Genomic DNA, 22,492 nt, shown 5'->3' on the forward strand with positions numbered 1-22,492 from the left:
GACATTCAGTTTAGCGCATATTAGACCCGGGTACAGCACACAAAGGCGTGTCAGAACGCCTCGGGTTGCGCCTCGCGCGCCATGTGATCCAGCACGGCATTGACGAATTTCGGCTCGCGGCCCTCGGGGAAGAAGGCCCGCGCAATGTCCACGAATTCGTTGATCACCACCTTGGGCGGGGTGTCGTGATGCGTCAATTCGGCGCCTGCGGCGCGAAAAGCGGCGCGCAAGGTCGGGTCGATGCGGGCAATCGGCCATTTCGCCACCAATGCCCGGTCGGTCATCTGGTCGATCTGCGCCTGATAGTTCACGGCGTCATCGACCAGCTTGCGGAACAGCGAGATATCTCCGTCCAGCATCTCGTCGCCCTCATAGACCGCGCCGAACCGGTGATCCAGAAACTCGTTGACCACGGCTTCGATGGTCTGGCCCGACTGCTCCATCTGAAACAGCGCCTGCACGGCATAAAGCCGCGCGGCGGATTTCATCAAACGTTTCCGGTTGCCCGGTTTGGGCGCGTCTTTGGTGCTCATGCGGTCTTGGGTCCGTTGCTGTCGCCTGCCAGAAGGATCGACTCGGACGGCGGTTTAAAGCCGACCCCCTTTCTGGAAGCGCCCCACTTACGGCTGAGCGCGATCAGATGCAAGGCCGCAGCAGCAGCCCCGCCGCCTTTGTTCTGATCGGCGGGATCGGCGCGCACTTCGGCTTGTTTGCGGTTCTCGACCGTGAGGATGCCGTTGCCGATGCAAAGCCCCTGCAGGCCCATCAGTTGAATGGACCGACTGCTGTCGTTGCAGACGGTGTCGTAATGCGTGGTCTCACCCCGGATCACGCAGCCCAGTGCCACGTAACCGTCGAAATTGCACTGCCGGTCGGCCATGGCGATGGCGGTGGGCACCTCCAAGGCGCCGGGCACTTCGGCGATGTCCCAGGTACCGCTGGCAGCCTCGATCTCGGCCTTCGCACCCGCGACCAGATTGTCGGCAATGTCCTTGTAGTAGGGCGCCACCACGATCAGCAGCTTCACCGGTGCATCGAACTCGGCACGCGGCAGGATATAGTGGGTTTCTTGTCCGGCCATGTCAGTCGTCCTTCAGAATCGGTCGGGTCCCGACGATGGACAGCCCATAGGCATCCAGACCCAGATATTTCGTCTCGGGCGTGTCGGTCAGCAGCACCAGTTCGTGCAGCCCCATCTTGGACAGGATCTGCGCCCCCAGCCCGGTCTGCTTGATGGTGCGCGGCCCTTCGTCCTCGCTGGCGTAAAGCGAGTTGCGCGGCTGACGGAATAAACAGACCACGCCGCGCCCCTCGGCGGCGATCTTCTGCATCGCGCGCGGCAGTTCCTGCGGCGATTTCGGGCCGAGGCCCAGCACGTCCGACGCCTCATGCAGCGCATGGGTACGGGTCAGCACCGGTTCAGGCGTCGAGATATCGCCCTTGATCATCACCACGTGCTCGATGCCATGGGTCTGGTCGGTGAAGATCCGCAGCTCCCACTCGCCGCCATATTCCGAAGCGATGGTCTCGCGCGAGGTTTCGACCACCAGATTGTCGTTGCGCGACCGGTAGGCGATTAGGTCGCTGATGGTACCGATCTTGAGCCCATGTTCCTTGGCGAACGCCACCAGATCGGGCAGCCGCGCCATGGTGCCGTCGTGCTTCATGATCTCGCAGATCACACCCGAGGGGTTCAGTCCCGCCAGCCGTGAGATATCCACCGCGGCCTCGGTATGGCCCGCGCGCACCAGCACCCCGCCCCGCTTGGCCCGCAGCGGGAAGACGTGGCCTGGCGTCGCGATATGCGCCATCGTGTTCTGCTCGTTGATCGCGGTTGCCACGGTCAACGCCCGGTCGGCGGCGGAAATCCCGGTGCTCACCCCCTCGCGCGCCTCGATCGAGACGGTAAAGGCGGTCTCGTGCCGCGACGAGTTGTTGACCGCCATCATCGGCAGCCCCAGCAGGTCGATCCGCTCGGCGGTCATCGGCAGGCAAATCAGCCCGCGCCCATGCGTGGCCATGAAGTTGATCGCCTCGGCATCGGCGAACTCGGCGGCGATCACCAGATCGCCCTCGTTCTCGCGATCCTCGTGATCGACCAGGATATACATCCGGCCCTTGCGCGCCTCGTCGATGATCTCTTCGATCGGGCTGATCGCGTCGCGCAGCTGGGCCTCGACCGGACCCGGGGTTTCAAAGCTCATGGGGCAGCCTTTCGCTGAGCATCTCTTGTGTGGCGGGATAGACCACCCATGCGCCAAAGACCAGACCGCAAACGGCATCGGCAGGGCTGGACGCGGCGTAGAAAGGGCGGATAGCGTCCCGGCAAGGGAAGAGAGGAGTTCCGGATGCGCGTATCCCGCATGATCACCGCCGTCGAGACCCATGCCGAGGGCGAACCGGGCCGCGTCATCACCGGCGGCCTGCCGCACATCCCGGGTGAGACGGTGTTCGCAAAGATGCGTTGGATGCAGAAAAACCTCGACGACGTACGCCTTCTGATGCTGCGCGAGCCGCGCGGCAATCCCGGGCTCTGCTGCAATGCGATAGTGCCGCCCTGCGATCCGTCCGCCGATGCGGGGTTCATCATCATGGAGCAGATGGAGTATCCGCCCATGTCCGGCTCGAACACGATCTGCGTGGTTACGGTGCTGCTGGAAACCGGCATCCTGCCGATGGTCGAGCCGGTGACCGAACTGACGCTTGAAGCGCCTGCGGGCTTGATCCGGGTGAAGGCGGAATGCCAGGACGGCAAGGTCAAACGCGTCGAGTTTCGCAACGTCCCCGCCTTTGCCATGCATCTTGATGCACCGGTCGAGGTGCCGGGTCTGGGCACGGTCCATGTGGACGTGGCTTGGGGCGGGATGTTCTTCGTGCTGGTCGAGGCGGCAAAACTGGGCGTGTCGCTTGATGCGGAGAATGGCGCCGAGATCGTTCGCGTCTCGGAAGCGATCCGTCATGCCACGGCTGAACAACTCCCCGTAGTCCACCCGGAAAACCCGCAAATCACCGGGCCCACCATCACCAATCTCTGGGGCCCGCCCCTTGTCCAGGGCACCCACGGGCGCGGAGCCATCACCATCTCGACCGGCCCCTACGATCCGGCGCGGCCACAGGACGCCTCGGGCATCCTGGACCGTTCCCCTTGCGGCACCGGCACCTGCGCCAAGATGGCGGTGCTGCATGCACGCGGGCTGCTGAACGCGGGCGAGGACTACGTAAACGCGGGACCCTTGGGCACCACTTTCACCGGGCGCATCACCGACACCACCACGGTCGGTCCCTACCCGGCCATTATCCCAACATTGTCCGGTCAGGGCTGGATCCACGGCACGACAAACTGGACGCTCGATCCCTCTGACCCGTTTCCCGCAGGCTACACGGTCGGAGACATGTGGTAGCAAGTGGCCCATGGCACAGCTTGGCGGCGCCCGCACGCCGCAAAAATGCCTGAATCCTGTCGAACGAGCGTCAAAGCCCCACCGTATCTGTTTTCGCAACAAACTGTTGCCGCAAGCCGGAGGGGGCAAAAGACATGACGCATGTACTGACTGCGCTCTCGACCGCAGGCTCAGCGTTGGCTGCAACGCTGAGACGAAATCGTCTGTTCTTGTCTCTGGTGCTGATCTACACATTTGCAGCCGCAGCGGTAGGCCTCTTCATGGGGATCCCTTTTTGGACTAGGGTGCCGCCGGTTGTGCTGACTATTCTGGATATCCTGAAGTTGTTCCTGATCATCATTGGCACCGGCATTATTGTCTGGCGGTTCATCCACTGCCTGTTTCGGGTTAAACCCGACAAACCGGTCCGATGGCTGATGTCCGATTTGCGCTCAATCCTGCGCGACGTCACGCATCCGGTGGACGGCATCCTGTGCTTTATGCTCATCGCGCTGATGTCCGCAAGCTACGCGTTTTTTAAAGATCTGATCCCGGTCGTGAATCCGTTTCAGTGGGACACGTATTTTGCCGCACTGGACCGCAGCCTGCATGGCGGGGCCGATGTCTGGACCCTGCTTTGGCCGCTGTTTGGCTCTCCAACCGCGACGAGCGCAATCAACGTGGCTTATCACGCCTGGTTCGCGCTGATTTACCTGGCTGTGTTTGCGGCCGCCTTCGACCGCCGCGATCCCGAGCGTGGGACCGTCTTTCTGGTCGCGTTCGCACTGACCTGGGCCGTCGGCGGCAGCCTGCTTGCGACACTCTTTTCTTCCGTGGGCCCGGTCTATTACGAAGCCTTCGGCTTTGGCGACACCTATGCCGGACAGATGGAGAGGCTGAAGCAGTTGAACGAAATCAGCCCCGTTTGGGCACTTGAACTACAGCAGAAGCTGCTTGAGGGCTATCAGTCTCAAAGCGGCATGCGAGGCATCTCGGCCATGCCCAGCATGCATGTGGCCACCAGCGCGGTCGTTGCCTTGTTCGGCTTCAGCTATTCAAAGGCGCTGGGATGGCTGCTGACGGCCTTTACCGGTGTCATCCTGATCGGATCGGTCCATTTGGGATGGCATTACGCGGTCGACGGATATCTCTCGATCGGATTGGCAGCGCTGTTCTGGTGGGTGGCCAAGATCCTGACACGGCGGTTCGGCGCAACCGAAAACTATCCGCAGTCGGCAAGTCTGGCCACGTAACGGGCCAGCGTGTCGATCTCGAGGTTGACGGCATCGCCCACCGCCACGTCGCCCCAGGTGGTCACCTCTTTGGTGTGCGGAATGAAGTTGATGCCGAAATCGCAGCCATCGACATCGTTCACCGTCAGCGACGTACCGTTCAGTGCCACCGAGCCTTTCGGAGCGATGAACCGTGCGAGTTCCTTGGGCGCCTGCAGGGTGACGCGGGTGCTGTCCCCCTCGTCCGCGACGGCCACCACCTCGGCCACGCCATCCACATGTCCCGAGACGATGTGACCGCCCAGTTCATCCCCGACTTTCAAAGCACGCTCCAGGTTGAGCCGCTTGCCTTCGGTCCAGGTCCCCAGATTGGTCTTGGACACCGTCTCGGCACTGATTTCGACATCGTACCAGTCGTCGCCCAGCGCGATCACCGTCAGGCAGACACCGTCACTTGCAATCGAGGCGCCGATATCGATACCCGCAGTGTCGTAGCTCGTTGCGATCCGCGCCCGCAGATCGCCCCGCTTTTCCAGTTCCACCACGGTGCCGATATCTGTGACGATGCCCGTAAACATGTTCTCAACCCTTTCAGGACCAGCATTCATGGCCGGGGTAACGCCCCCTGCCTCTGTGGACAAGCCCCCACCTTGCCATCGGGATGCACCATGCCGTAGTTTCGACGGAATTTTCTGCCAGACTGAATCAACCGCCACCACCGCAAATGGACCGTATGACACTTAACGAGGCCCCTTCCGGACGTGTGTTCCTGTTTCTTCAGGGCCCGCACGGCCCGTTCTTCGATGCGTTGGCAAAGATGCTGCGCACGGCGGGGGCTACCGTGCTGCGTGTCGGGTTCAATGCCGGGGACCGTGCCTTTTGGTTTCACAAGGACAGCTATATTCCCTATCGGGGCACACTTGCTGAATGGCCGGACACCCTCGATACCCTGCTGGCAGAGCACGGTGTGACCGACATCGTGCTCTATGGCGACACCCGGCCCATCCATGCCCGCGCCACTGAGGCCGCACGGGCACGCGGGCTGACCCTGCACGTGTTCGAGGAGGGGTATCTGCGCCCCTGGTGGGTCACTTACGAGCGCGGCGGTTCGAACGGGCATTCGCGGCTGATGGAGATGCCGGTCGCCCACATGCAGGCCGCTTTGGTTCAGTCTGATGCAGAAGCTCCCCCGCCTCCATCACATTGGGGCGACATGCGCCAACATCTGTTCTATGGGGCGCTTTACCACTGGTTCGTGATGTTCTGGAACCGCCGCTATCGCAATTTCCAACCCCATCGCGACCTGCCGGTGTCGCGCGAGTTTCATCTGTATCTCAAGCGCTTGCTGATGATGCCGCTGCACTGGCTTCAGCGCAGGCAGGCAACGCGCAACATTCGCAATGGCGGCTTTCCCTATCATCTGGTGCTGCTGCAACTGGAACATGATAGCTCTTTCCAGAATCACTCGCCCTTTGCGTCGATGACCGAGTTTCTGGATCGTGTGTTCGAGGGGTTTGCGCACGGCGCACCGCGTCACCATCATCTTGTCATCAAGGCGCATCCGCTTGAAAACTACCGGGTTCCGCTGCGCCGGGAAATCCGGCAATTGGCAAAGCGGTATGGCCTGACCGACCGCATCCACTACGTGCCCGGGGGCAAGCTGGCCCAGTTGCTTGACGATGCACGCAGCGCGGTCACGGTGAATTCCACCGCCGGTCAGCAGGCGCTTTGGCGGGGAATTCCGCTGCGTGTGTTTGGAGCCGCTGTTTATGCGAAACCGGAGTTCGTTTCGACCCAACCGATCAGCGCATTTTTTGCAGCCCCCGACCGCCCCGACAGCCGTGCCTATCGCGATTACCGCCACTATCTGCTTGAAACCAGCCAGATTCCGGGCGGTTTCTATTCGCGCCGTGGACGTCGGCAACTGTTGCGCCGGGTGGTCGATATGGTGCTCAGCCACGAAGATCCCTATCAGGCCTTGACCTCTGGAAAAGCGGCAGCACGGCAACACTTGCAGGTTGTGACCTGAGCGAAGCGCGCCGTGAGGCTGGATAACCGCGGCCGATTTCGGTACTTTGCCGCCAACTCCTGAGGCAGAAACAGAACCGGTCGAGGACCCCAAACAGTGAAAACCCCCTCTTTCCGTTGGGCCAAATGCACCGCCCTTCTGGCCGCGCTTTCCATTGTGGCCGCGTGCACACTGCCCAAAGTCGGGCCGAACAAGCGCGAAATCTTCGAAGGTTCCGTGCTCAACAACGGCGACGCGTTCGTTGTTGAAGTGAACGACCGTGTTACGCGCGCAACTGCGGTGGTTCCGGCGCTTGGGTTTTCCCCTGCCTTCCAGAGCGCGTCCAACCTGACCGCAGACACGATCCGACCCGGCGACGTTCTGGGCCTGACCGTCTGGGAAAACGTCGATGATGGCCTGCTGGCAGGCGAGACCAGCAACGCAACCATTCTGGAAGAAGTGCAGGTCGACAGCGACGGGTTTATCTTCGTGCCTTATGCCGGGCGGGTCCGCGCCTCGGGCAACACGCCTGAGCAACTGCGCGCCGTGATCACCAAAGAGCTGGAAGAGCAGACGCCGGATCCTCAGGTTCAGGTCCGTCGCGTTGCTGGCGATGGCGCGACCGTTTCGCTGACCGGCGCCGTTGGCGCGCCCGGCGTCTACCCGATCGAACGCCCGACCCGGACCCTCGCCAATATGTTGGCCAAGGCCGGTGGAGTTTCGGTCGAACCGGAAATCGCGCAGGTCACCGTGATCCGCGGCAACCAAAAAGGACAGGTCTGGTATCAGGATCTGTTCACCAATCCGCAGCTCGACATCGCACTCCGCGGCGGCGACCGCATTCTGGTCGAACAGGATACCCGGTCCTTTACCGCGCTTGGCGCCACCGCCAGCCAGGCCCGGGTTCCGTTTGAAAGTCAGGACCTTTCCGCGCTTGAGGCGATTGCGCAGGTCGGTGGCTTGCAATCTCTTTCGTCTGATCCGACAGGGATCTTCATTCTGCGCAACGAACCGGCCGAAATCGCCGGTCAGGTTCTGGGCCGGAACGACCTTCAGGGGGCGCAACGCATGATCTATGTGCTGAACCTGACCGAGCCCAACGGATTGTTCGAAGCCCGTGATTTCGTGATCCGGGACGACGACACGATCTATGTGACCGAAGCGCCCTACGCACAATGGACCAAGACCATTTCGCTGATCGCCGGCGGTCTGACCCCTGTTGCCAATGTCGCGACGCTGACCGGCAACTGACGGCATGAGCCATGATCCGGATTCGGCGGCCGGGGGCGAACGCTCCCGGCTATTCGTTTATAACGGGGGCTTCCTGACCCAACGCCGCATCCGCCGTATCCTGTCGCTGGCAGGGTATGACCTGCGCCTTGGCCTGCCCGGACCATCAGACATGGTCGGCATCTGGGGCAACAGCCCCACCGCCCATCGCGGGCGGGCGGTGGCCGCGCGCCGCAATGCGCCGCTCTTGCGGGTAGAGGACGCCTTTCTGCGCTCGCTTCATCCAGGGCGCTTGGGCGAGCCGCCGTTGGGGCTGTTGCTCGACCGGTCCGGGGTGCATTTCGACCCTGCCGCGCCGTCCGATCTGGAGACCCTGCTGGCCACCCATCCACTGGACGACACCGCACTGCTAAACCGCGCACGCGGCGCGACGGAGCGGATGCGAGAGCTGCATCTGAGCAAATACTCCGCCTTCGACCCCGAAGCGCCGGTGCCCCAACCCGGTTACGTATTGGTCGTTGATCAGACGAGGGGCGACGCCGCCGTCACCGCAAGCGGCGGCGATGAGGCGCTGTTTCGCGAGATGCTGGTCTTTGCTCAGGAGGAGCATCCGGGCGCGCGGGTGATCATCAAAACCCATCCCGAGACTGCCGCCGGGCATCGGTCCGGACATTACACATCGCAGGACGCAACCCGGCGCGTCACCTTGGTGGATCAGCCGGTCAGCCCCTGGGCTCTGCTCGAAGGCGCGGTCGGGGTCTACACGCTGTCCTCGCAATTTGGATTCGAGGCGATACTGGCCGGACACAAACCCCGGGTGTTCGGGCAGCCCTTCTATGCGGGCTGGGGTCTGACACAGGACGAACGCCCCCTGCCCCGTCGTCAGCGCCACCTGACCCGCGCGCAGTTGTTTGCAGCGGCGATGCTGCTCTACCCGACGTGGTACGATCCCTATCGTGACCGGCTGTGTGAGCTGGAAACCGTGCTGGACACGCTCGAGGCACTGACCCGCGCATGGCGGCAGGATCACCGAGGCTGGACCGCCTCGGGCATGCGGCTGTGGAAGCGGCGCCCCTTGCAGAAGATGTTCGCGCAACAGAAGAAGATCCGCTTTGTTGAAGCTCCCGACCCCACCGATCCGCGCCCGCATATGTGCTGGGCCAACCGGGCCGGAGACCGGGATGGCGTGGTCCGGGTCGAAGACGGGTTTCTGCGCTCGCGCGGGCTGGGGGCTGAGTTGGTGCCGCCGGTGTCGCTGGTGACCGACGATCTGGGCATCTATTATGACCCGACCCGGCCCAGCCGGTTGGAAGCGCTGATCGCCGCGCGCGAGACCCTCCGCCCCGATCAACAACTCAGGGCTGAACGTTTGGTGGCGCGGCTGACCGAGGGCGGGCTCAGCAAATACAATCTGGGCGGCGCCGTGCTGCCCGATCTGCCGGAAGGGCACCGTATCCTCGTGCCCGGACAGGTCGAGGATGACGCCTCGATCCACAAGGGTGCGGGGACTATCCGGACAAATCTCGACCTGCTGCGCACGGCACGTGAGGCCAATCCGGAGGCGGTGATCATCTACAAACCGCATCCAGATGTGGAGGCCGGGCTGCGCACCGGTGACATCGCGCCCACCGATCTGGCGGACGTGATCGCCAGCGGCACCGATCCGGCGGCGCTGCTGATGCAGGTGCACGAGGTCTGGACCATTACCTCGCTCACCGGGTTCGAGGCGCTGTTGCGCGGGGTCAAGGTGACCACGTTGGGTGCGCCGTTCTACGCAGGCTGGGGGCTGACGACTGATCTTGGACAGGTGCCTGCACGCAGGGGCGCGCGACCGTCGCTCATGGGCCTCGTGCACGCGGCGTTAATCGACTATCCGCGCTACCTGGACCCGGTGACCGGCCTGCCCTGCCCGGTCGAAGTGGCGGTGGAGCGGCTGAGCGCGGGACATATCCCGCATCCGGGGCTGGCCAATCGGCTCTTGTCCAAGCTACAAGGCACCTTTGCCACCTATGCGCACCTCTGGAGGTAGGCCGCAAAGCCGCCTGCAAGCGGCTTAAGCGGTTTCCAAACCGCTTTAAGGCGTTTTCAAACGCCTTTTTCCGCTCTGTGATTCCCGGGATGCTTATCTCAGGGCGCGCGTCCAGCGGTGCAGGATATCCGAACCGATAGGCCGGGTTTCGACCAGTTCGAACCGGGGCGCATCCTCCAGCCGGTCCAGACCCAACGCGCCCACCGCGGGCAACCCCTCGGCTCCGATTGCGATCCCCGCCGAAAAACCGATCAGCTCATCCACCAGATCCTCAGCCAGCAACGAGGCTGCCAGCGCCGAGCCACCCTCGCAGAACACCCGGGTCAACCCGGCCTGCCCCAACTGCTGGAGCAGGTCCGCCGTATCGAGCTGCACGCCATGCACCGCACAAGAAATCAGACGCGCACCCAGCCCCTCCCAGGCGCGCATACGCTCGGCATCGGCACCCGGGCCATGACACAGCCAGACGGGAACATCGTTGGCGGTGCGCGCCAACTGCCCCATCAGCGGCAGGTCCAGATGGCGCGAGACCACCACCCGCACCGGCTGGTGCTCAATCCCCAGATCGCGCACGGTCAGCGACGGATCGTCCGCCCGCGCCGTGCCAGCGCCGACGATGACCGCATCGTGGCGCGCGCGCATGGCATGCACCACACGCCGCGCCTCGGGTCCGGTTATCCACTTGCTCTGCCCCGTCGCCGTGGCAATCCGACCGTCGAAACTGCTGGCCAGTTTCAGCGTCACCAGCGGACGGCCCTGTTCGGTTTTCAGAAAGAACCCGGCATGATCCCGCGCGGCCTGATCGCGCAGCACGCCGGTCGTCACCTCGATTCCCGCCTCACGCAACTGAGCAAAGCCCTGACCGGCAACGCGTGGGTCACTGTCCTCGACCGCGCAGACCACCCGGGCCACGCCTGCCGAAATCAACGCCTCGGCGCAGGGCGGGGTTTCTCCGTGATGGGCGCAAGGTTCCAGCGAAACATAGGCGGTCGCACCGCGCGCGGCCTCTCCGGCCTGCGCCAGCGCCTCGGTTTCCCCATGCGGACGCCCGCCCGGCTGAGTCCAGCCGCGCCCGACGATCCGGCCACCTTGCACAATCACGCAACCCACTGCGGGGTTGGGCCAGCATGTTCCTTGTCCGCGCCGGCCCAGTGACAGGGCCAACGCCATGAAACGCTTATCTGTGTCGTTCACTCTTCAGCCGGAGGTTGCGGCGGGCGCAATTCATGGACAAACTCCTCGAAATCGTCGGCCGCCTGGAAATTCTTGTAGACGCTCGCAAAGCGAACATAGGCGACCGTGTCGATCCGCGCCAGCGCTTCCATCACGATCTCACCGATCTTGTTCGAGGCGATATCGGTCTCGCCCATACTCTCAAGCCGCCGCACGATGCCTGAGATCATCTGGTCGATGCGGTCCGGGTCAATGGGACGTTTCTGCATCGAGATGCGGATCGACCGCTCCAGCTTGTCGCGGTCGAAATCCTCGCGCTTGCCGTTCGACTTAATGACCACCAGATCGCGCAGTTGCACGCGTTCATAGGTGGTGAACCGCCCCCCGCACGCCGGACAGAACCGCCGCCTGCGGATCGCCACGTGATCCTCTGCGGGCCGTGAATCCTTGACCTGAGTATCGATATTTCCGCAAAACGGGCAGCGCATTCGCCGTCTCCTCGTCCCTTGTCCGCCTCTTTTTGTGAGCGCTCCGGCCCACTTATCCACAACTATAGGATAACCGCTAGAGTTTGGGTAGACGGAATTTCACACCGCAAGATAAAGGATGTCAGGCGAAATGCACAGCGACCCGGCGCGTATGCGGGGCACGGCGGTGTTCGAATAGGTAAACACCCTGCCAAGTGCCAAATTCGGGCGTCCCGTTTGCGACCGGGATCGACAGGGATACCGGCATCATCGCCGCCTTGATATGGGCGGGCATGTCATCCGGACCCTCATATGTGTGCCGCAGATAGGCCATCGACGGATGATCAGACGGCGGCACCAGCCGTTCAAAAAAGGCGTGCAGATCGGTTTGCACCTCGGGATCGGCGTTTTCCTGGACCAGCAGTGAGCAGGAGGTGTGGCGGACAAACAGCGTCAGCAGCCCGTCCTTGTTCGTGGGGCGCATCCACTCTCGCAGCTGTGCCGTGAATTCATAGAGGCCGGGGCCCCAGGTCTCGATCTGAAATTCGGTCTGCATGTTCCCTAGATGCCCGTGGGGCTGACTGCGTTCAAGCTCTCGCTAGTCATCGCAATCCAGGAACACGCATTCACCGAAAAAACGGGATGACGTTACAGAGGGAATTAGCCCGCTGAACGCTCATGCTGTCGCCCACCGGGAAACCGGTGCGAAGCCCACCTCCCTGCAACGGCGTGACACCTGCGGCGGTTGGGTTAAGCGTGAATTGCACCGCGGTGCGCCGCCCGGTCGTGACGCTCCGCCCACGGCCGCTGACGACATAGATCTTCTGGTTCCAAGGCGCCCCCGCAGCGCGGCGGGAGAAGTCGGAGGCTGCACACCAGATGGCATCCGAGCTGGTATCGGTGCGTGGGATAACCTCGAACACGGAGCCACTGATGGGGTTCACGCGCGCACCGTTCTTAGCGCTGAAAGCCTGCGCCTCGGCAGCAAGCGTGAATGTTGCGGCAACGGTCAATAACAATCTGAGTTTCATTGGTCTAAATCTCTCTTTTGGTGCCTTTGCGACAGAACTAGTTACGTCACTAGGATCCGCACAGATCAATTCACGGCAAATTCAGAACCCGTAAGTACCATCCTTTGCCGGTTGCAACCAGCCTCGATAGCGGATCAGGCGCCCCAGAAAGGGCAGCGCGGCAGCCACATCAAAGCAAAACCGACCATCGGAATCCTGCCGTTCGGTCGTGGTTGAGCGGGGTAGCAGCCAGCGCGGGCATGGTAGCCCACCGACCGCCAATCGGGATATGTCGATGGCAATGCCTTCCTCTATCCTGCGCGGGGAGAGCCACAGGGTAAGCGCCCCCAACTGCTCGCGTACGGTTCCTGATTCGGCATCGAAAGTGAGAGCCGAGCGGGTCACATGGCCGCCGAAGTCACGGACCCAAACCCATGTCCCGTGGTCACGCGTGATGGTCAGGCTTACCGGCACGTCCCGTCCGGATGAAGGAAACCAACCCAGCCACAGCAGCGCGGCGATAAGCCAGCCCCGCCCCCGCTCGATCCGGCACCGGCCTTGCAGCCGCCCCTGAAACCGATGCAGCGCGTATACCGCTTCCGGCAGGTCCGCGCCCGGAGCCAAGGCTTGCAGAAACGGATCGTCCATGCCTCAGAACCCCTCGGGCGCAAACCGCGCCCGCACGGCCGCATCGGGGATCATGCATTGCGCGTACCGGCCAAAGATCGCGTACCGGTTACGGGCAATGGTGTAATAGAGCGGGTCCTTGACCACCTTGGGCAGGAAGCGGCAGACGGAAAGCAGCGGCCACAACCCCGGCAGGGCCCGCATGGCGGCAGCAAAGGCATCGAGCCGTTGATGCACACGGCCTCGGACAATCACCAGGTTGGTTTCGAACTCGTCTATGGGCAGACCGAGTTGGCGATAGAGGCGCTGACCAAGCGGAGATTGCGCGGTGGCAAAGGCAAACCTCCGTGCCCGGTCGCGGCGCAGCATGAAGCGGAAGAAGCCCGAGCACAGCACGCACTCGCCGTCGAAGACGATGAGGTCGGTGTCCAATTCGGGCTCTGCATCCAAGTTTTCAGCGCCTTGTTTTCGAATTCCATCCATGGTTGAACGCAATGAACACCTTGCTCCAAATAGAAGATTATCCTTCAAATGACCATTACGCTGGAAGAATGCATCGGAATTGCGACATTTTGCGTCGCCGTTTTTGTCGCCGTTCAGGCGCGGCAGATTGCAAAATCCGCTGAGAAGCTCACGCAGGCATCAAACAACATCTCTTTCGAAGCCAACCGGATCGAAGCGGAAAAGGTATTGATCGCCTGGTCGCAACGGGTTGCAGCCAGAATCTCTGCTGCGACGGCGCTGAGAATCCAAAGCGAGGTTGCCATCGACAATCCCGCTTTCTACGAACGCCGCCGAAACATCAGGACCGAGCTGTTCACGCTGCAGGCCGAGGGAGAAATCGTTCTTAAACAGAAGGATGCCAAGGTTCTGGTTCTGATGCGCGAATTGGACACGATGCTCAGGTCACCGGAATTTGCGCCGCCCAAGGCTGGAGACTACGACGATATCCGCCTGCCACAGATCTCGAAACTGCGCGCGGTTCAGGCATCGTTCGTCGGAGAAATGCAGAACCTTGTCGACGTGCACTGGCTTCAGGCATCGAAAGACGCCGGCGAGTAGGTCAGTGCCCCGCCAAGAAAAAGGCGCCTCCGGAGAGGCGCCCTTACATTATTGATCCAGGAACGAGCGCAGCTTGCGCGACCGGCTGGGGTGTTTCAGCTTTCTCAGCGCCTTCGCTTCGATCTGGCGGATACGCTCGCGGGTCACGCTGAATTGTTGACCCACTTCCTCCAGCGTATGGTCGGTGTTCATGCCGATGCCAAAGCGCATCCGCAGAACCCGTTCCTCGCGCGGGGTGAGCGAGGCCAGAACCCGGGTCGTCGTTTCCTTGAGGTTTTCCTGAATGGCGCTGTCCAGCGGCAGCACTGCATTCTTGTCCTCGATGAAATCGCCAAGCTGGCTGTCTTCTTCGTCGCCGATGGGCGTTTCGAGCGAGATCGGTTCCTTGGCGATCTTCATCACCTTGCGAACCTTCTCGAGGGGCATCTGCAGCTTTTCGGCCAGTTCTTCGGGCGTCGGCTCACGACCGATCTCGTGCAGCATCTGGCGGCCGGTACGGACCAGCTTGTTGATCGTCTCGATCATGTGCACCGGAATACGGATGGTCCGCGCCTGATCCGCGATCGAGCGCGTGATCGCCTGACGGATCCACCATGTCGCGTAGGTCGAGAACTTGTAGCCGCGGCGGTATTCGAACTTGTCCACCGCCTTCATCAGGCCAATGTTGCCTTCCTGAATAAGATCAAGGAATTGCAGGCCGCGGTTCGTGTATTTTTTGGCAATCGAGATCACCAGACGCAGGTTGGCCTCGACCATTTCCTTCTTGGCCTGACGCGCCTCTTTCTCGCCCTTCTGAACCTGCTGCACGATGCGGCGGAATTCGCTGATATCGAGACCGACATACTGGCCGACCTGCGCCATGTCGTTGCGCAGTTCCTCGACCTTTTCCGACGAGCGCTCGATGAACATCTGCCAGCCCCGGCCGGGCTTCTCGGCCATTTCCGACAGCCAGTTGGGGTCCAGTTCGCGACCGCGATAGGCCTCGATGAACTCGCGCCGGTTGATGCGGGCCTGGTCGGCCAGTTTCACCATCGCGCTGTCCAGCGACATCACGCGCTTGTTGATGCCATAAAGCTGGTCGATCAGCGCCTCGATGCGGTTGTTGTGCAGATGCAGCCCGTTCACCAGTTCCACGATCTCGGCGCGCAACTTCTGATACGTGGCCTCATCCTTTTCGCTGAACGAGCCATCCTCGTTCAGAGTGGCCGAGATGCGGCTGTCCTGCATTTCCGACAACATTGCGAAATCGGTTGAGATACGCTCAAGCGTGGTCAGCACCTGATCCTTGAGCGCGGCCTCCATCGCGGCCAGCGACATGTTGGCCTGATCGTCCTCGTCGTCATCATCGTCAGTGGCAATCGGGTTGCCATCGGCATCCAGTTCCGGGCCGGTATCCTTGGCGGGCTTCGCGGCCTGTACCGCCGAGGTATCGACGACCGGCTCTTCGACATCGCCCTCTTCGTCCATCTGGTTACCGAACGTGGCCTCCAAATCGATGACGTCGCGCAGCAGGATATCCTCGCTCAGCAATTCGTCGTGCCAGATGGTGATCGCCTGAAAGGTCAGCGGGCTTTCGCAGAGCCCCAGGATCATCGTGTTCCGGCCCGCCTCGATCCGCTTGGCGATGGCAATCTCGCCCTCGCGGCTCAGCAGTTCGACGCTGCCCATTTCGCGCAGATACATGCGCACGGGGTCGTCGGTACGATCCAGTTTCTCGGTCTGGGCCCCGGCCAGCGTGATCTCACGCGCGCCTTCGGTGGTGACGATCTCGGTCGAGCCCTTCTGCTCTTCCTCTTCCGCCTCTTCATCCTCGATGATGTTGATGCCCATTTCGGACAGCATCGACATTACGTCTTCGATCTGTTCCGAACTCACTTGATCCGGCGGTAGAACCTGATTGAGCTGATCGTAGGTGATGTAACCCTTCTCGCGAGCCTCCGCGATCATCTTCTTGACCTGGGTCTGGCTCATGTCCAGCGAGATTTCCTGATCCTGCTCGTCGGATTTGCGTTCCTCGTTGGTGTCCTTGGCGGCCATTCAGTGCTCCTGCAGGGATGGGTGATTCGTTGGAACCGAATCATTAGCGCGAAGAAGTGATTCGGCCACCCGTTTACCCGTTTTTCTTTGTCGGTTCCTTAGGAAAACGCACAATCACCGGCGTTTCCGGTCAAAGTTGATGCCCGCCATGATCGCCTCGAACGCCTCGCGCTCGTCCCGGTTGATTCGGGCGCCGTTGTCGGCGACATCGAAAATCGCCTTGTCCTCGTTCTCGCTGCGGCTTGCGCGGTTGCGCTCCTCGGCGGCCTGGGCCACGCGCCAGGTCAGGGCCTCGTCATCCAGTTCAGCGATTTCCTCACGGGCTTCGGCGATTTCAGCGGCATGCCCACGGAGCGCAGAGAGTTTTGCGAGTTCTTCGGCCAGGGTCATCTCGGCCGCTTCCAGATCGCCGGGACGGCGCACACAGGGGCTGATGGCCACATGGCGAAGGGCGTGGAGGTTTTCAAGGGCCTCAGGACCCAAAACCTGTTCGATGTGATCCTGTAGCATCTCGGGCGAGTCGATGGCGTGGCGCAAGATCACGTCGCGCAGAGCGGCATGGTCGGGATCGCGGCATTCCATCTTCTCGATCTCATGCTCGAACTGGATTACCACCTGCGGCGTGGCGATGGTGGCAGCGAGGATCACCGCCTCGCGCATGCGGATCTGGCTGTCCTCGCCGGACGAGGCCAAGAGCGAGGCCTTGGTGGTCGAAACCGCGCCAGGCTTAGCCCGTTCCCATTGCCCACGCGGCTGCCATTTGCCTTTTTTACCCCCCCGCTGCGGGCGGAAAAGCTGCCAGCGCAGGTCCTTCATTTCCTGCCCGTAATGCGAGCGGATCGAGGGGTCGCGGATCAGCCTGATCTTTTCGCGCAGCGCCTTGTCCAGCGCTGCCTTGCGCTCGGGGCTGTCAAAGACGCGGCCTTCGGTTTCGCGCTGCCAGAGCAGTTTGACCATCGGAATGGCCTGATCCAGCACCGCTTTCACCGCAGGCGCCCCTTCGGCCCGGATCAGGTCGTCGGGGTCCTTGCCTTCGGGCATCAGGGCAAAGCGGAGGGATTTGCCCGCCTCGAGCAGGGGCAGCGCCAGGTCGATCACCCGCATCGCCGCGCGCAGACCAGCGGTGTCGCCGTCGAGCGCGATGATCGGCTCATCCGCGACCCGCCAGAGCAGTTGCAACTGGTTTTCGGTGATCGCGGTGCCCAAAGGCGCGACCGAGGCGCCGAACCCGCCCTCGGCCAGCGCGATCACGTCCATATAGCCCTCGGCCACGATCAGTGGCTGGCCCTGCCCCGCCGCCGTGCGCGCGGGGCCGTGGTTGTAGAGGCTGCGGCCCTTGTCAAAAAGATCGGTCTCGGGCGAGTTCAGGTATTTGGCGTTGTCATTGGGGTCCATCGCCCGACCACCAAAGGCGATGCAGCGGCCGCGCACGTCGCGGATGGGAAACATGATCCGGTTACGGAACGTGTCATAGGGATTGCCGCCCTTGTTCGAGGGTTTGGCGAGCCCCGCCCCCAGGATCAGATCCTCGGCCACGCTCTTGCCGCGCAGATGATCCCAAAGGTTCTGCCAGCCGTCGGGGGCAAATCCGATCTCCCACCGCTCGAGCGCAGGCTCGGCGAGCCCCCGCCGCGTCAGGTAATCGCGCGCCGCGGCCCCCGCGCCGGTGTTGAGCTGCAGGCGGAAGAATTGTACCGCCTGCTCCATCACCTCGGCCAGTTGCGTGCGGCGATCCTGTTTCTCCTGCGCGCGCGGGTCGCGTGCGGGCATGGTCATCCCGGCCTCGCGCGCCAGAATCTCGACCGCTTCGATGAACGAGACATTCTCGGTCTCTTTCACAAAGCTGATCGCGTCGCCCTTCGCATGACAGCCGAAGCAGTAATAGAACCCCTTGCGGTCATCGACGTGGAACGAGGCGGTCTTTTCCTGGTGGAACGGGCATGGCGCCCACATGTCGCCCTTGCCCTGATTGGACTTGCGCTGATCCCACATCACCTTGCGCCCGACAACCTGTGTCAGGCTCAGGCGGGTGCGCAGCTCGTCCAGAAATCCGGGGGGCAGTGACATGGGTCAAATCTGACAGAAACCGACACGCACGCCAAGCACCCGGCGCGCGTTGTCCACAGGCAATTGCGGCAGCAGTGGATTACTGCTGCAGGCAGAGCTCCAGCCAGGCCGCGCTCAGGTCCTTTTTGCGCACGTCGCGCATCTTCTGCTCGTAGACCCACGGGGTGATCAGCGGGATGGCGGCATTGTAGTTCTCGGGCCAGTCCGGACCGGTCTTGGCAATTGCGGCGGGCACGTCGCGTTCCTTCACCCGATCCAACCGCGCCTGCTGGATCGCGGCGACCACATCCGCCTGATACTGGCAGCTTTGCTCTTTGGTTTCAGCAGCATGGACGGGCGCGGCCATCAGAACAGTGGCGGCAAGGGCAAGGCGAAACATGCGTGTCTCCGTGAATTGTTAAAACTCGGGCGCAGTCTATCCGCGTGCGGCAACACCTTCCATGGCCGTTTTCAGATCGTGAACCAGTGTCTCGGCCATGGAGCGGAACACCATGATCTGAAACGTCTTTTCGCCCACCTTCGTGATCGAGGCAGACATGTGAAACAGCAGGCTGCGCACCGTGTGCCCGCGCTTGAACTGCGCCGGGCGCAGGTCGACGGGCACCAGACGCGCCAGCACATCTTCGACCCCGTCGCCGTCAAGCCGCACCACGGCCCAGGCATCCGACTGATCCACAAGGGCCGCGTGTTCGGCCAGAGACGCATCCGGCGCGGGTCCCATCAGCATCGCCTGCGCATGGCCGAACCAGACCGCCCGCGCCCCGGCCTTGCCGGTTGCCCGGTTGGCCGCTGGATAGGTCATGCCATGCGCGGCTTTCAGCGCTGCCGACAGATCGTTGACCCGGCCCTTGTAGGGCGCAATCGAGGTCATTGTGCCGGGGTCTTCCTCGGTCAGTTTCACCGATCCGACCGTCAGCGGCAGCAGCCCCTCGCAGGGGGTCTTGGCACTCAGCTTATCCACGCACACGCCCTCCTTCGGGGTCAAAGAACACCGGGTTCACCACTTCGCAGAGCGTCGTCACCCCGCGCAGCCCGTCCACCATCTTGACGATCTCGCCATAGCGCGCCGGACCGTCGGCCAGAAAGCCCAGACCCAGCATGCTGCCCAGCGTCGGTGAGTAGCAGACCGAGGTGACATAGCCCTGGTCGTTCACACGAACCGGCTCGGCCTCTTCCTTGTAAAGATGCGCCCCGGCCAGCAATTCCCTGCTTTCGCCGATGGGCTTGAGCCCCACAAGCTGCTCACGCCCGTCCTCTTCCAGACCGGGACGCTCGGACATAGTCTTGCCGATGCAGTCCTTTTTGGCCGACACCATCCGGCCCATGCCGATGTCGAAGGCAGTCGTGCGCCCATGGATTTCGGAATGGGTGATGAACCCTTTCTCGATCCTGAGCACATTCAGCGCCTCCATCCCGTAGAGCCCGCCACCGAGCGCCTCAGCCCGCTCGGTCAGCACGTCGAAGAGGCTGGCGCCATACCGCGCGGGAACCGCGACTTCATAGGCATGCTCACCCGAGAACGAGATGCGGAACAGCCGCCCCTCGACCCCCAGCACCTTGACCGGGCCACAGGCCATGAACGGCCAGTCCTCATCAGTCAGCGGTGCCTCCAGCAGCCCGTTCAGCAGCTCACGCGATTTCGGGCCGGCGACGGCGAACTGCGCCCATTGTTCCGTCACCGAAGTGAACGCAACATCCAGATCGGGCCGCAGCCCCTGGGCCACAAATTCCAGATGCTTCATTACATCGCCCGCGCCCGCCGTGGTGGTGGTCATCACATAATGATGCTCGCCCAGCCGCGCGGTGGTGCCGTCATCCATCACATGCCCGTCCTCGCGCAGCATCAGGCCATAGCGCGTGCGCCCCACCTTCAGCGTCGAGAACATGTTGGTGTAGACGAAATCGAGAAACTCGCCCGCATCCGGCCCCTGAATGTCGATCTTGCCCAGGGTCGAGACATCGGCCACGCCCACCGCCTCGCGCACCAACTGCACCTCCCGGTCGCAGGATTGCCGCCAGGTGGTTTCACCGGCCTTCGGGAAATAGCTCGGTCGATACCAGAGCCCTGCCTCGATCATCGGCGCCCCGCGCGCGACGGTCGCCTTGTGCGAGGTGGTGAAGCGCTGCGGCTTGAACCCCATCCCCTCGGCCCCGGCACCAAATGCCGCAATGGCGACCGGAGAATAGGGCGGACGGAACGTCGTGGTCCCGGTCTCGGGAATCCCCCGCCCGGTCGCATCGGCCAGCACCGCCAGCGCGGCGACGTTCGAGTTCTTGCCCTGATCGGTCGCCATCCCTTGCGTGGTATAGCGTTTCATATGCTCGACCGAGCGGAAATTCTCGACCGCCGCCTGTTTCACATCCTTGACCGTGACGTCGTTCTGGAAATCCAACCACGCCCGGCCCTTGCCCGGCACGGCCCAGAGCGGCGCGATCTCGTACGGCGCATCCTCGGCCTGCGGCAGCGCCAGATCGGGCGTCTTGAAGCCCAACTCGCCCAGCACCTCGCGCGCGGCAGCCGCTCCTTCGCGCAGACAAGCGGAAGTCGAGAACGTGCCGTTGCAGGCCCCGGCCACGACCATGCCCGGCACCGCGCCCGGCGTCGGCACGAAAGCAGCAATGTCGCGCTGCCAGGTGGGGCGCCCGTTCATGTGACAGGTCAGGTGTACGGACGGATTCCACCCACCGGTCATCGCCAGGCAATCGGTCTGGATCTTTTCTTCGCCGCTCGGGCGGCGCACGGTGATGCTCTCCAGCCCCTTGCGCCCAGAGCTGCCGCAGACCTGCGCCCCGCGCAGGACCGGATAGTCATCCGAGAGCGGCGCGTCATGGCGACTGTCGATCACCGCGGCCACGTGTACGCCAGCCTCCAGCAGATCGCGGGCGGTACGGTGGATGTCGTCGGTATTGCCGAACACGGTCACGTTGCGCCCCGCGCTCACACCCCAGCGGTTGAGATAGGCCCGCACCGCCCCTGCCGTCATGATGCCGGGCCGGTCATTGTCGCGGAAGGCCACAGGCCGCTCCAGCGCGCCTGCCGCCAGAACTGATCGCTTGGCCACGATGTGCCAGAACGTCTCAAGCGGCGCGCCATGGGGGCGGTTCCCGGTATGATGCAACACTCGTTCCAGCGCGCCGTAAGTGCCCTGATCATAGGCGCCCGTCACGGTGGTTCGGGTCATAAAGCGCACATTGTCCATCGCCCTGAGCTCAGCCAGAACCTCATCGGCCCAGACGAAACCGGGCTTGCCGTCGACCTCATAAGTCTCGGCCAGCAGGCGGCCGCCCATGCGACTGCCCTCATCGGCCAGGATCACATCCGCCCCGGCCCGGCCCGCTACCAGCGTTGCCATCAGACCCGCAGGCCCGGCACCGATCACCAGCAGATCGCAGAACGCATAGGCGCGCTCATACTTGTCTACATTGTCCTGACCCGAGAGCGCACCCAGCCCCGCCGCGCGCCGGATCGCGGGCTCATAGACCTTTTCCCAAAAACTCTTGGGCCACATGAAGGTCTTGTAATAGAACCCCGCGCCAAAGAAGGGTGCGGCCAGATCGTTCATCCCCAACACATCGAAATTCAGCGACGGCCAGCGGTTCTGACTGCGCGCGTCGAGCCCGGCATAGATCTCCTGCATGGTCGCCCGCACATTGGGCTCCTGCGATGCACCCTGCCCCACGGTCACCAGCGCGTTCGGCTCTTCGCTGCCTGCCGTCAGCACCCCGCGCGGGCGGTGATACTTGAACGAGCGCCCCATCAGCCGGATGCCATTGGCCAGCAGGGCCGAGGCCAGCGTGTCGCCCTCATACCCGGAATAGCGCACGCCATCGAACAGGAAAGGCACCGATTTCGACCGGTCCAGCAGGCCCTTGCCATCAACCCTCATGACCGCGCCTCCGATGCCAGTTCGGTGCCCAAGACCTCATGGGTCACCGTATTGCGGGTCACTACCACCCAGGCGCCGCAGCCGCCCTCGTGATACCACAGGTCCCGCGTCACCCCGGCCGGGTTCTCGCGCAGATAGACGAAGTCGTCCCACGCTTCTTCACCGGCATCCAGCGCCGGCCGGTCCAGATCCACGGCGGCACCGCGATAATAGAACTCCCGGCGATCCCGCTCGCCGCAATGCGGACAGGTGATCCTCATGGCCGCACCCCCATCTTCATCTT

Annotated in this window: 22 protein-coding genes; 6 read left to right on the forward strand and 16 right to left on the reverse strand. The window is 62.8% G+C overall.

Translation table 11 applies throughout. The features are described from left to right. Positions 1 to 50 precede the first annotated feature (50 nt). From nusB to ribB, 3 genes are read right to left on the reverse strand one after another with little or no spacing between them, the layout of a single operon-like run. A complete protein-coding gene (gene nusB, locus AB3N21_RS15060; RefSeq protein WP_171174542.1) occupies positions 51 to 533 on the reverse strand; it encodes a transcription antitermination factor NusB in 483 nt (160 codons plus the stop codon). Further along, positions 530 to 1,081: a 6,7-dimethyl-8-ribityllumazine synthase gene (locus tag AB3N21_RS15065; RefSeq protein ID WP_367935978.1), complete on the reverse strand. Its 552-nt coding sequence runs from the start codon at positions 1,079 to 1,081 to the stop codon at positions 530 to 532. The genes nusB and AB3N21_RS15065 overlap by 4 nt, the downstream gene beginning before the upstream one ends. A gap of 1 nt (position 1,082) precedes the next feature. After that, positions 1,083 to 2,204, reverse strand: coding sequence for a 3,4-dihydroxy-2-butanone-4-phosphate synthase (gene ribB / locus AB3N21_RS15070; RefSeq protein WP_367935979.1), 1,122 nt, complete (start codon positions 2,202 to 2,204; stop codon positions 1,083 to 1,085). 144 nt (positions 2,205 to 2,348) lie between these two features. Here ribB and AB3N21_RS15075 point away from each other — a divergent pair, with 144 nt between their 5' ends. Further along, positions 2,349 to 3,401, forward strand: coding sequence for a proline racemase family protein (locus AB3N21_RS15075; protein WP_367935980.1), 1,053 nt, complete (start codon positions 2,349 to 2,351; stop codon positions 3,399 to 3,401). A 134-nt stretch (positions 3,402 to 3,535) separates the two neighbouring features. Beyond that, positions 3,536 to 4,633 (forward strand): phosphatase PAP2 family protein, encoded by a 1,098-nt coding sequence (locus AB3N21_RS15080; protein ID WP_367935981.1) that lies wholly within the window; start codon positions 3,536 to 3,538, stop codon positions 4,631 to 4,633. Here AB3N21_RS15080 and AB3N21_RS15085 read toward each other — a convergent pair. After that, positions 4,603 to 5,190 carry a riboflavin synthase gene (locus AB3N21_RS15085; RefSeq protein WP_367935982.1) on the reverse strand — a complete coding sequence of 196 codons (588 nt, stop codon included), beginning with the start codon at positions 5,188 to 5,190 and terminating at the stop codon, positions 4,603 to 4,605. The two genes, AB3N21_RS15080 and AB3N21_RS15085, sit on opposite strands and share 31 nt — an antisense overlap. A 155-nt stretch (positions 5,191 to 5,345) precedes the next feature. On the opposite strand from AB3N21_RS15085, the gene AB3N21_RS15090 reads away from it, so the two are divergent. The 3 genes from AB3N21_RS15090 to AB3N21_RS15100 all read left to right on the forward strand — a co-directional run bounded on the left by AB3N21_RS15090 (position 5,346) and on the right by AB3N21_RS15100 (position 9,879). After that, positions 5,346 to 6,641: a capsule biosynthesis protein gene (locus AB3N21_RS15090; RefSeq protein ID WP_367936144.1), complete on the forward strand. Its 1,296-nt coding sequence runs from the start codon at positions 5,346 to 5,348 to the stop codon at positions 6,639 to 6,641. Between the two features lie 96 nt (positions 6,642 to 6,737). Further along, positions 6,738 to 7,871 carry a polysaccharide biosynthesis/export family protein gene (locus AB3N21_RS15095; protein ID WP_367935983.1) on the forward strand — a complete coding sequence of 378 codons (1,134 nt, stop codon included), beginning with the start codon at positions 6,738 to 6,740 and terminating at the stop codon, positions 7,869 to 7,871. 4 nt (positions 7,872 to 7,875) lie between these two features. After that, positions 7,876 to 9,879, forward strand: a complete 2,004-nt coding sequence (locus AB3N21_RS15100; protein WP_367935984.1) for a capsular polysaccharide biosynthesis protein — start codon at positions 7,876 to 7,878, stop codon at positions 9,877 to 9,879. 93 nt (positions 9,880 to 9,972) lie between these two features. On the opposite strand, the gene ribD is transcribed toward AB3N21_RS15100, so the two are convergent. From ribD to AB3N21_RS15130, 6 genes are all read right to left on the reverse strand, one after another. Next, positions 9,973 to 11,073: a bifunctional diaminohydroxyphosphoribosylaminopyrimidine deaminase/5-amino-6-(5-phosphoribosylamino)uracil reductase RibD gene (gene ribD / locus AB3N21_RS15105; protein ID WP_367935985.1), complete on the reverse strand. Its 1,101-nt coding sequence runs from the start codon at positions 11,071 to 11,073 to the stop codon at positions 9,973 to 9,975. After that, positions 11,070 to 11,540, reverse strand: coding sequence for a transcriptional regulator NrdR (nrdR, locus tag AB3N21_RS15110; RefSeq protein ID WP_171174558.1), 471 nt, complete (start codon positions 11,538 to 11,540; stop codon positions 11,070 to 11,072). Before nrdR ends, ribD begins: the two co-directional genes overlap by 4 nt. A gap of 121 nt (positions 11,541 to 11,661) precedes the next feature. Then, on the reverse strand, positions 11,662 to 12,075 hold the full coding sequence (locus AB3N21_RS15115; RefSeq protein ID WP_367935986.1) for a secondary thiamine-phosphate synthase enzyme YjbQ: 414 nt from the start codon (positions 12,073 to 12,075) through the stop codon (positions 11,662 to 11,664). A 70-nt stretch (positions 12,076 to 12,145) separates the two neighbouring features. Beyond that, on the reverse strand, positions 12,146 to 12,550 hold the full coding sequence (locus AB3N21_RS15120) for a hypothetical protein (protein ID WP_367935987.1): 405 nt from the start codon (positions 12,548 to 12,550) through the stop codon (positions 12,146 to 12,148). 81 nt (positions 12,551 to 12,631) lie between these two features. Further along, positions 12,632 to 13,177 carry a DUF4166 domain-containing protein gene (locus tag AB3N21_RS15125; protein ID WP_367935988.1) on the reverse strand — a complete coding sequence of 182 codons (546 nt, stop codon included), beginning with the start codon at positions 13,175 to 13,177 and terminating at the stop codon, positions 12,632 to 12,634. A gap of 3 nt (positions 13,178 to 13,180) precedes the next feature. Next, on the reverse strand, positions 13,181 to 13,639 hold the full coding sequence (locus AB3N21_RS15130) for a thiol-disulfide oxidoreductase DCC family protein (protein ID WP_367935989.1): 459 nt from the start codon (positions 13,637 to 13,639) through the stop codon (positions 13,181 to 13,183). A gap of 48 nt (positions 13,640 to 13,687) precedes the next feature. On the opposite strand from AB3N21_RS15130, the gene AB3N21_RS15135 reads away from it, so the two are divergent. Beyond that, the gene (locus AB3N21_RS15135; RefSeq protein WP_367935990.1) at positions 13,688 to 14,218 is read left to right on the forward strand and encodes a hypothetical protein; all 531 of its coding nucleotides are present in this window, start codon (positions 13,688 to 13,690) and stop codon (positions 14,216 to 14,218) included. Positions 14,219 to 14,266: 48 nt separating this feature from the next. On the opposite strand, the gene rpoD is transcribed toward AB3N21_RS15135, so the two are convergent. From rpoD to AB3N21_RS15165, 6 genes are all read right to left on the reverse strand, one after another. Further along, a complete protein-coding gene (rpoD, locus tag AB3N21_RS15140) occupies positions 14,267 to 16,255 on the reverse strand; it encodes an RNA polymerase sigma factor RpoD (RefSeq protein ID WP_171174570.1) in 1,989 nt (662 codons plus the stop codon). 114 nt (positions 16,256 to 16,369) lie between these two features. Beyond that, entirely contained in the window at positions 16,370 to 18,322 is a 1,953-nt protein-coding gene (gene dnaG, locus AB3N21_RS15145; RefSeq protein WP_367935991.1) for a DNA primase, read from the reverse strand. Between the two features lie 79 nt (positions 18,323 to 18,401). Next, on the reverse strand, positions 18,402 to 18,701 hold the full coding sequence (locus AB3N21_RS15150; RefSeq protein ID WP_367935992.1) for a hypothetical protein: 300 nt from the start codon (positions 18,699 to 18,701) through the stop codon (positions 18,402 to 18,404). Positions 18,702 to 18,737: 36 nt separating this feature from the next. Further along, complete coding sequence (locus AB3N21_RS15155) at positions 18,738 to 19,283, reverse strand: sarcosine oxidase subunit gamma (protein WP_367935993.1); 546 nt, start codon at positions 19,281 to 19,283, stop codon at positions 18,738 to 18,740. Continuing rightward, positions 19,276 to 22,209 (reverse strand): sarcosine oxidase subunit alpha family protein, encoded by a 2,934-nt coding sequence (locus tag AB3N21_RS15160; protein ID WP_367935994.1) that lies wholly within the window; start codon positions 22,207 to 22,209, stop codon positions 19,276 to 19,278. Before AB3N21_RS15160 ends, AB3N21_RS15155 begins: the two co-directional genes overlap by 8 nt. Continuing rightward, on the reverse strand, positions 22,206 to 22,469 hold the full coding sequence (locus AB3N21_RS15165; protein ID WP_367935995.1) for a sarcosine oxidase subunit delta: 264 nt from the start codon (positions 22,467 to 22,469) through the stop codon (positions 22,206 to 22,208). The genes AB3N21_RS15160 and AB3N21_RS15165 overlap by 4 nt, the downstream gene beginning before the upstream one ends. Positions 22,470 to 22,492 lie beyond the last annotated feature (23 nt).

The organism is Ruegeria sp., from assembly GCF_040830605.1.
Classification (GTDB): Bacteria; Pseudomonadota; Alphaproteobacteria; order Rhodobacterales; family Rhodobacteraceae; genus Ruegeria.

Coding starts and splice junctions, on each gene's coding strand:
- nusB (WP_171174542.1), bottom strand. CDS start 533: ATGAGCACCAAAGACGCGCCCAAACCGGGCAACCGGAAACGTTTGATG.
- AB3N21_RS15065 (WP_367935978.1), bottom strand. CDS start 1,081: ATGGCCGGACAAGAAACCCACTATATCCTGCCGCGTGCCGAGTTCGAT.
- ribB (WP_367935979.1), bottom strand. CDS start 2,204: ATGAGCTTTGAAACCCCGGGTCCGGTCGAGGCCCAGCTGCGCGACGCG.
- AB3N21_RS15075 (WP_367935980.1), top strand. CDS start 2,349: ATGCGCGTATCCCGCATGATCACCGCCGTCGAGACCCATGCCGAGGGC.
- AB3N21_RS15080 (WP_367935981.1), top strand. CDS start 3,536: ATGACGCATGTACTGACTGCGCTCTCGACCGCAGGCTCAGCGTTGGCT.
- AB3N21_RS15085 (WP_367935982.1), bottom strand. CDS start 5,190: ATGTTTACGGGCATCGTCACAGATATCGGCACCGTGGTGGAACTGGAA.
- AB3N21_RS15090 (WP_367936144.1), top strand. CDS start 5,346: ATGACACTTAACGAGGCCCCTTCCGGACGTGTGTTCCTGTTTCTTCAG.
- AB3N21_RS15100 (WP_367935984.1), top strand. CDS start 7,876: ATGAGCCATGATCCGGATTCGGCGGCCGGGGGCGAACGCTCCCGGCTA.
- nrdR (WP_171174558.1), bottom strand. CDS start 11,540: ATGCGCTGCCCGTTTTGCGGAAATATCGATACTCAGGTCAAGGATTCA.
- AB3N21_RS15115 (WP_367935986.1), bottom strand. CDS start 12,075: ATGCAGACCGAATTTCAGATCGAGACCTGGGGCCCCGGCCTCTATGAA.
- AB3N21_RS15120 (WP_367935987.1), bottom strand. CDS start 12,550: ATGAAACTCAGATTGTTATTGACCGTTGCCGCAACATTCACGCTTGCT.
- AB3N21_RS15125 (WP_367935988.1), bottom strand. CDS start 13,177: ATGGACGATCCGTTTCTGCAAGCCTTGGCTCCGGGCGCGGACCTGCCG.
- AB3N21_RS15130 (WP_367935989.1), bottom strand. CDS start 13,639: ATGGATGGAATTCGAAAACAAGGCGCTGAAAACTTGGATGCAGAGCCC.
- AB3N21_RS15135 (WP_367935990.1), top strand. CDS start 13,688: ATGACCATTACGCTGGAAGAATGCATCGGAATTGCGACATTTTGCGTC.
- rpoD (WP_171174570.1), bottom strand. CDS start 16,255: ATGGCCGCCAAGGACACCAACGAGGAACGCAAATCCGACGAGCAGGAT.
- dnaG (WP_367935991.1), bottom strand. CDS start 18,322: ATGTCACTGCCCCCCGGATTTCTGGACGAGCTGCGCACCCGCCTGAGC.
- AB3N21_RS15150 (WP_367935992.1), bottom strand. CDS start 18,701: ATGTTTCGCCTTGCCCTTGCCGCCACTGTTCTGATGGCCGCGCCCGTC.
- AB3N21_RS15160 (WP_367935994.1), bottom strand. CDS start 22,209: ATGAGGGTTGATGGCAAGGGCCTGCTGGACCGGTCGAAATCGGTGCCT.
- AB3N21_RS15165 (WP_367935995.1), bottom strand. CDS start 22,469: ATGAGGATCACCTGTCCGCATTGCGGCGAGCGGGATCGCCGGGAGTTC.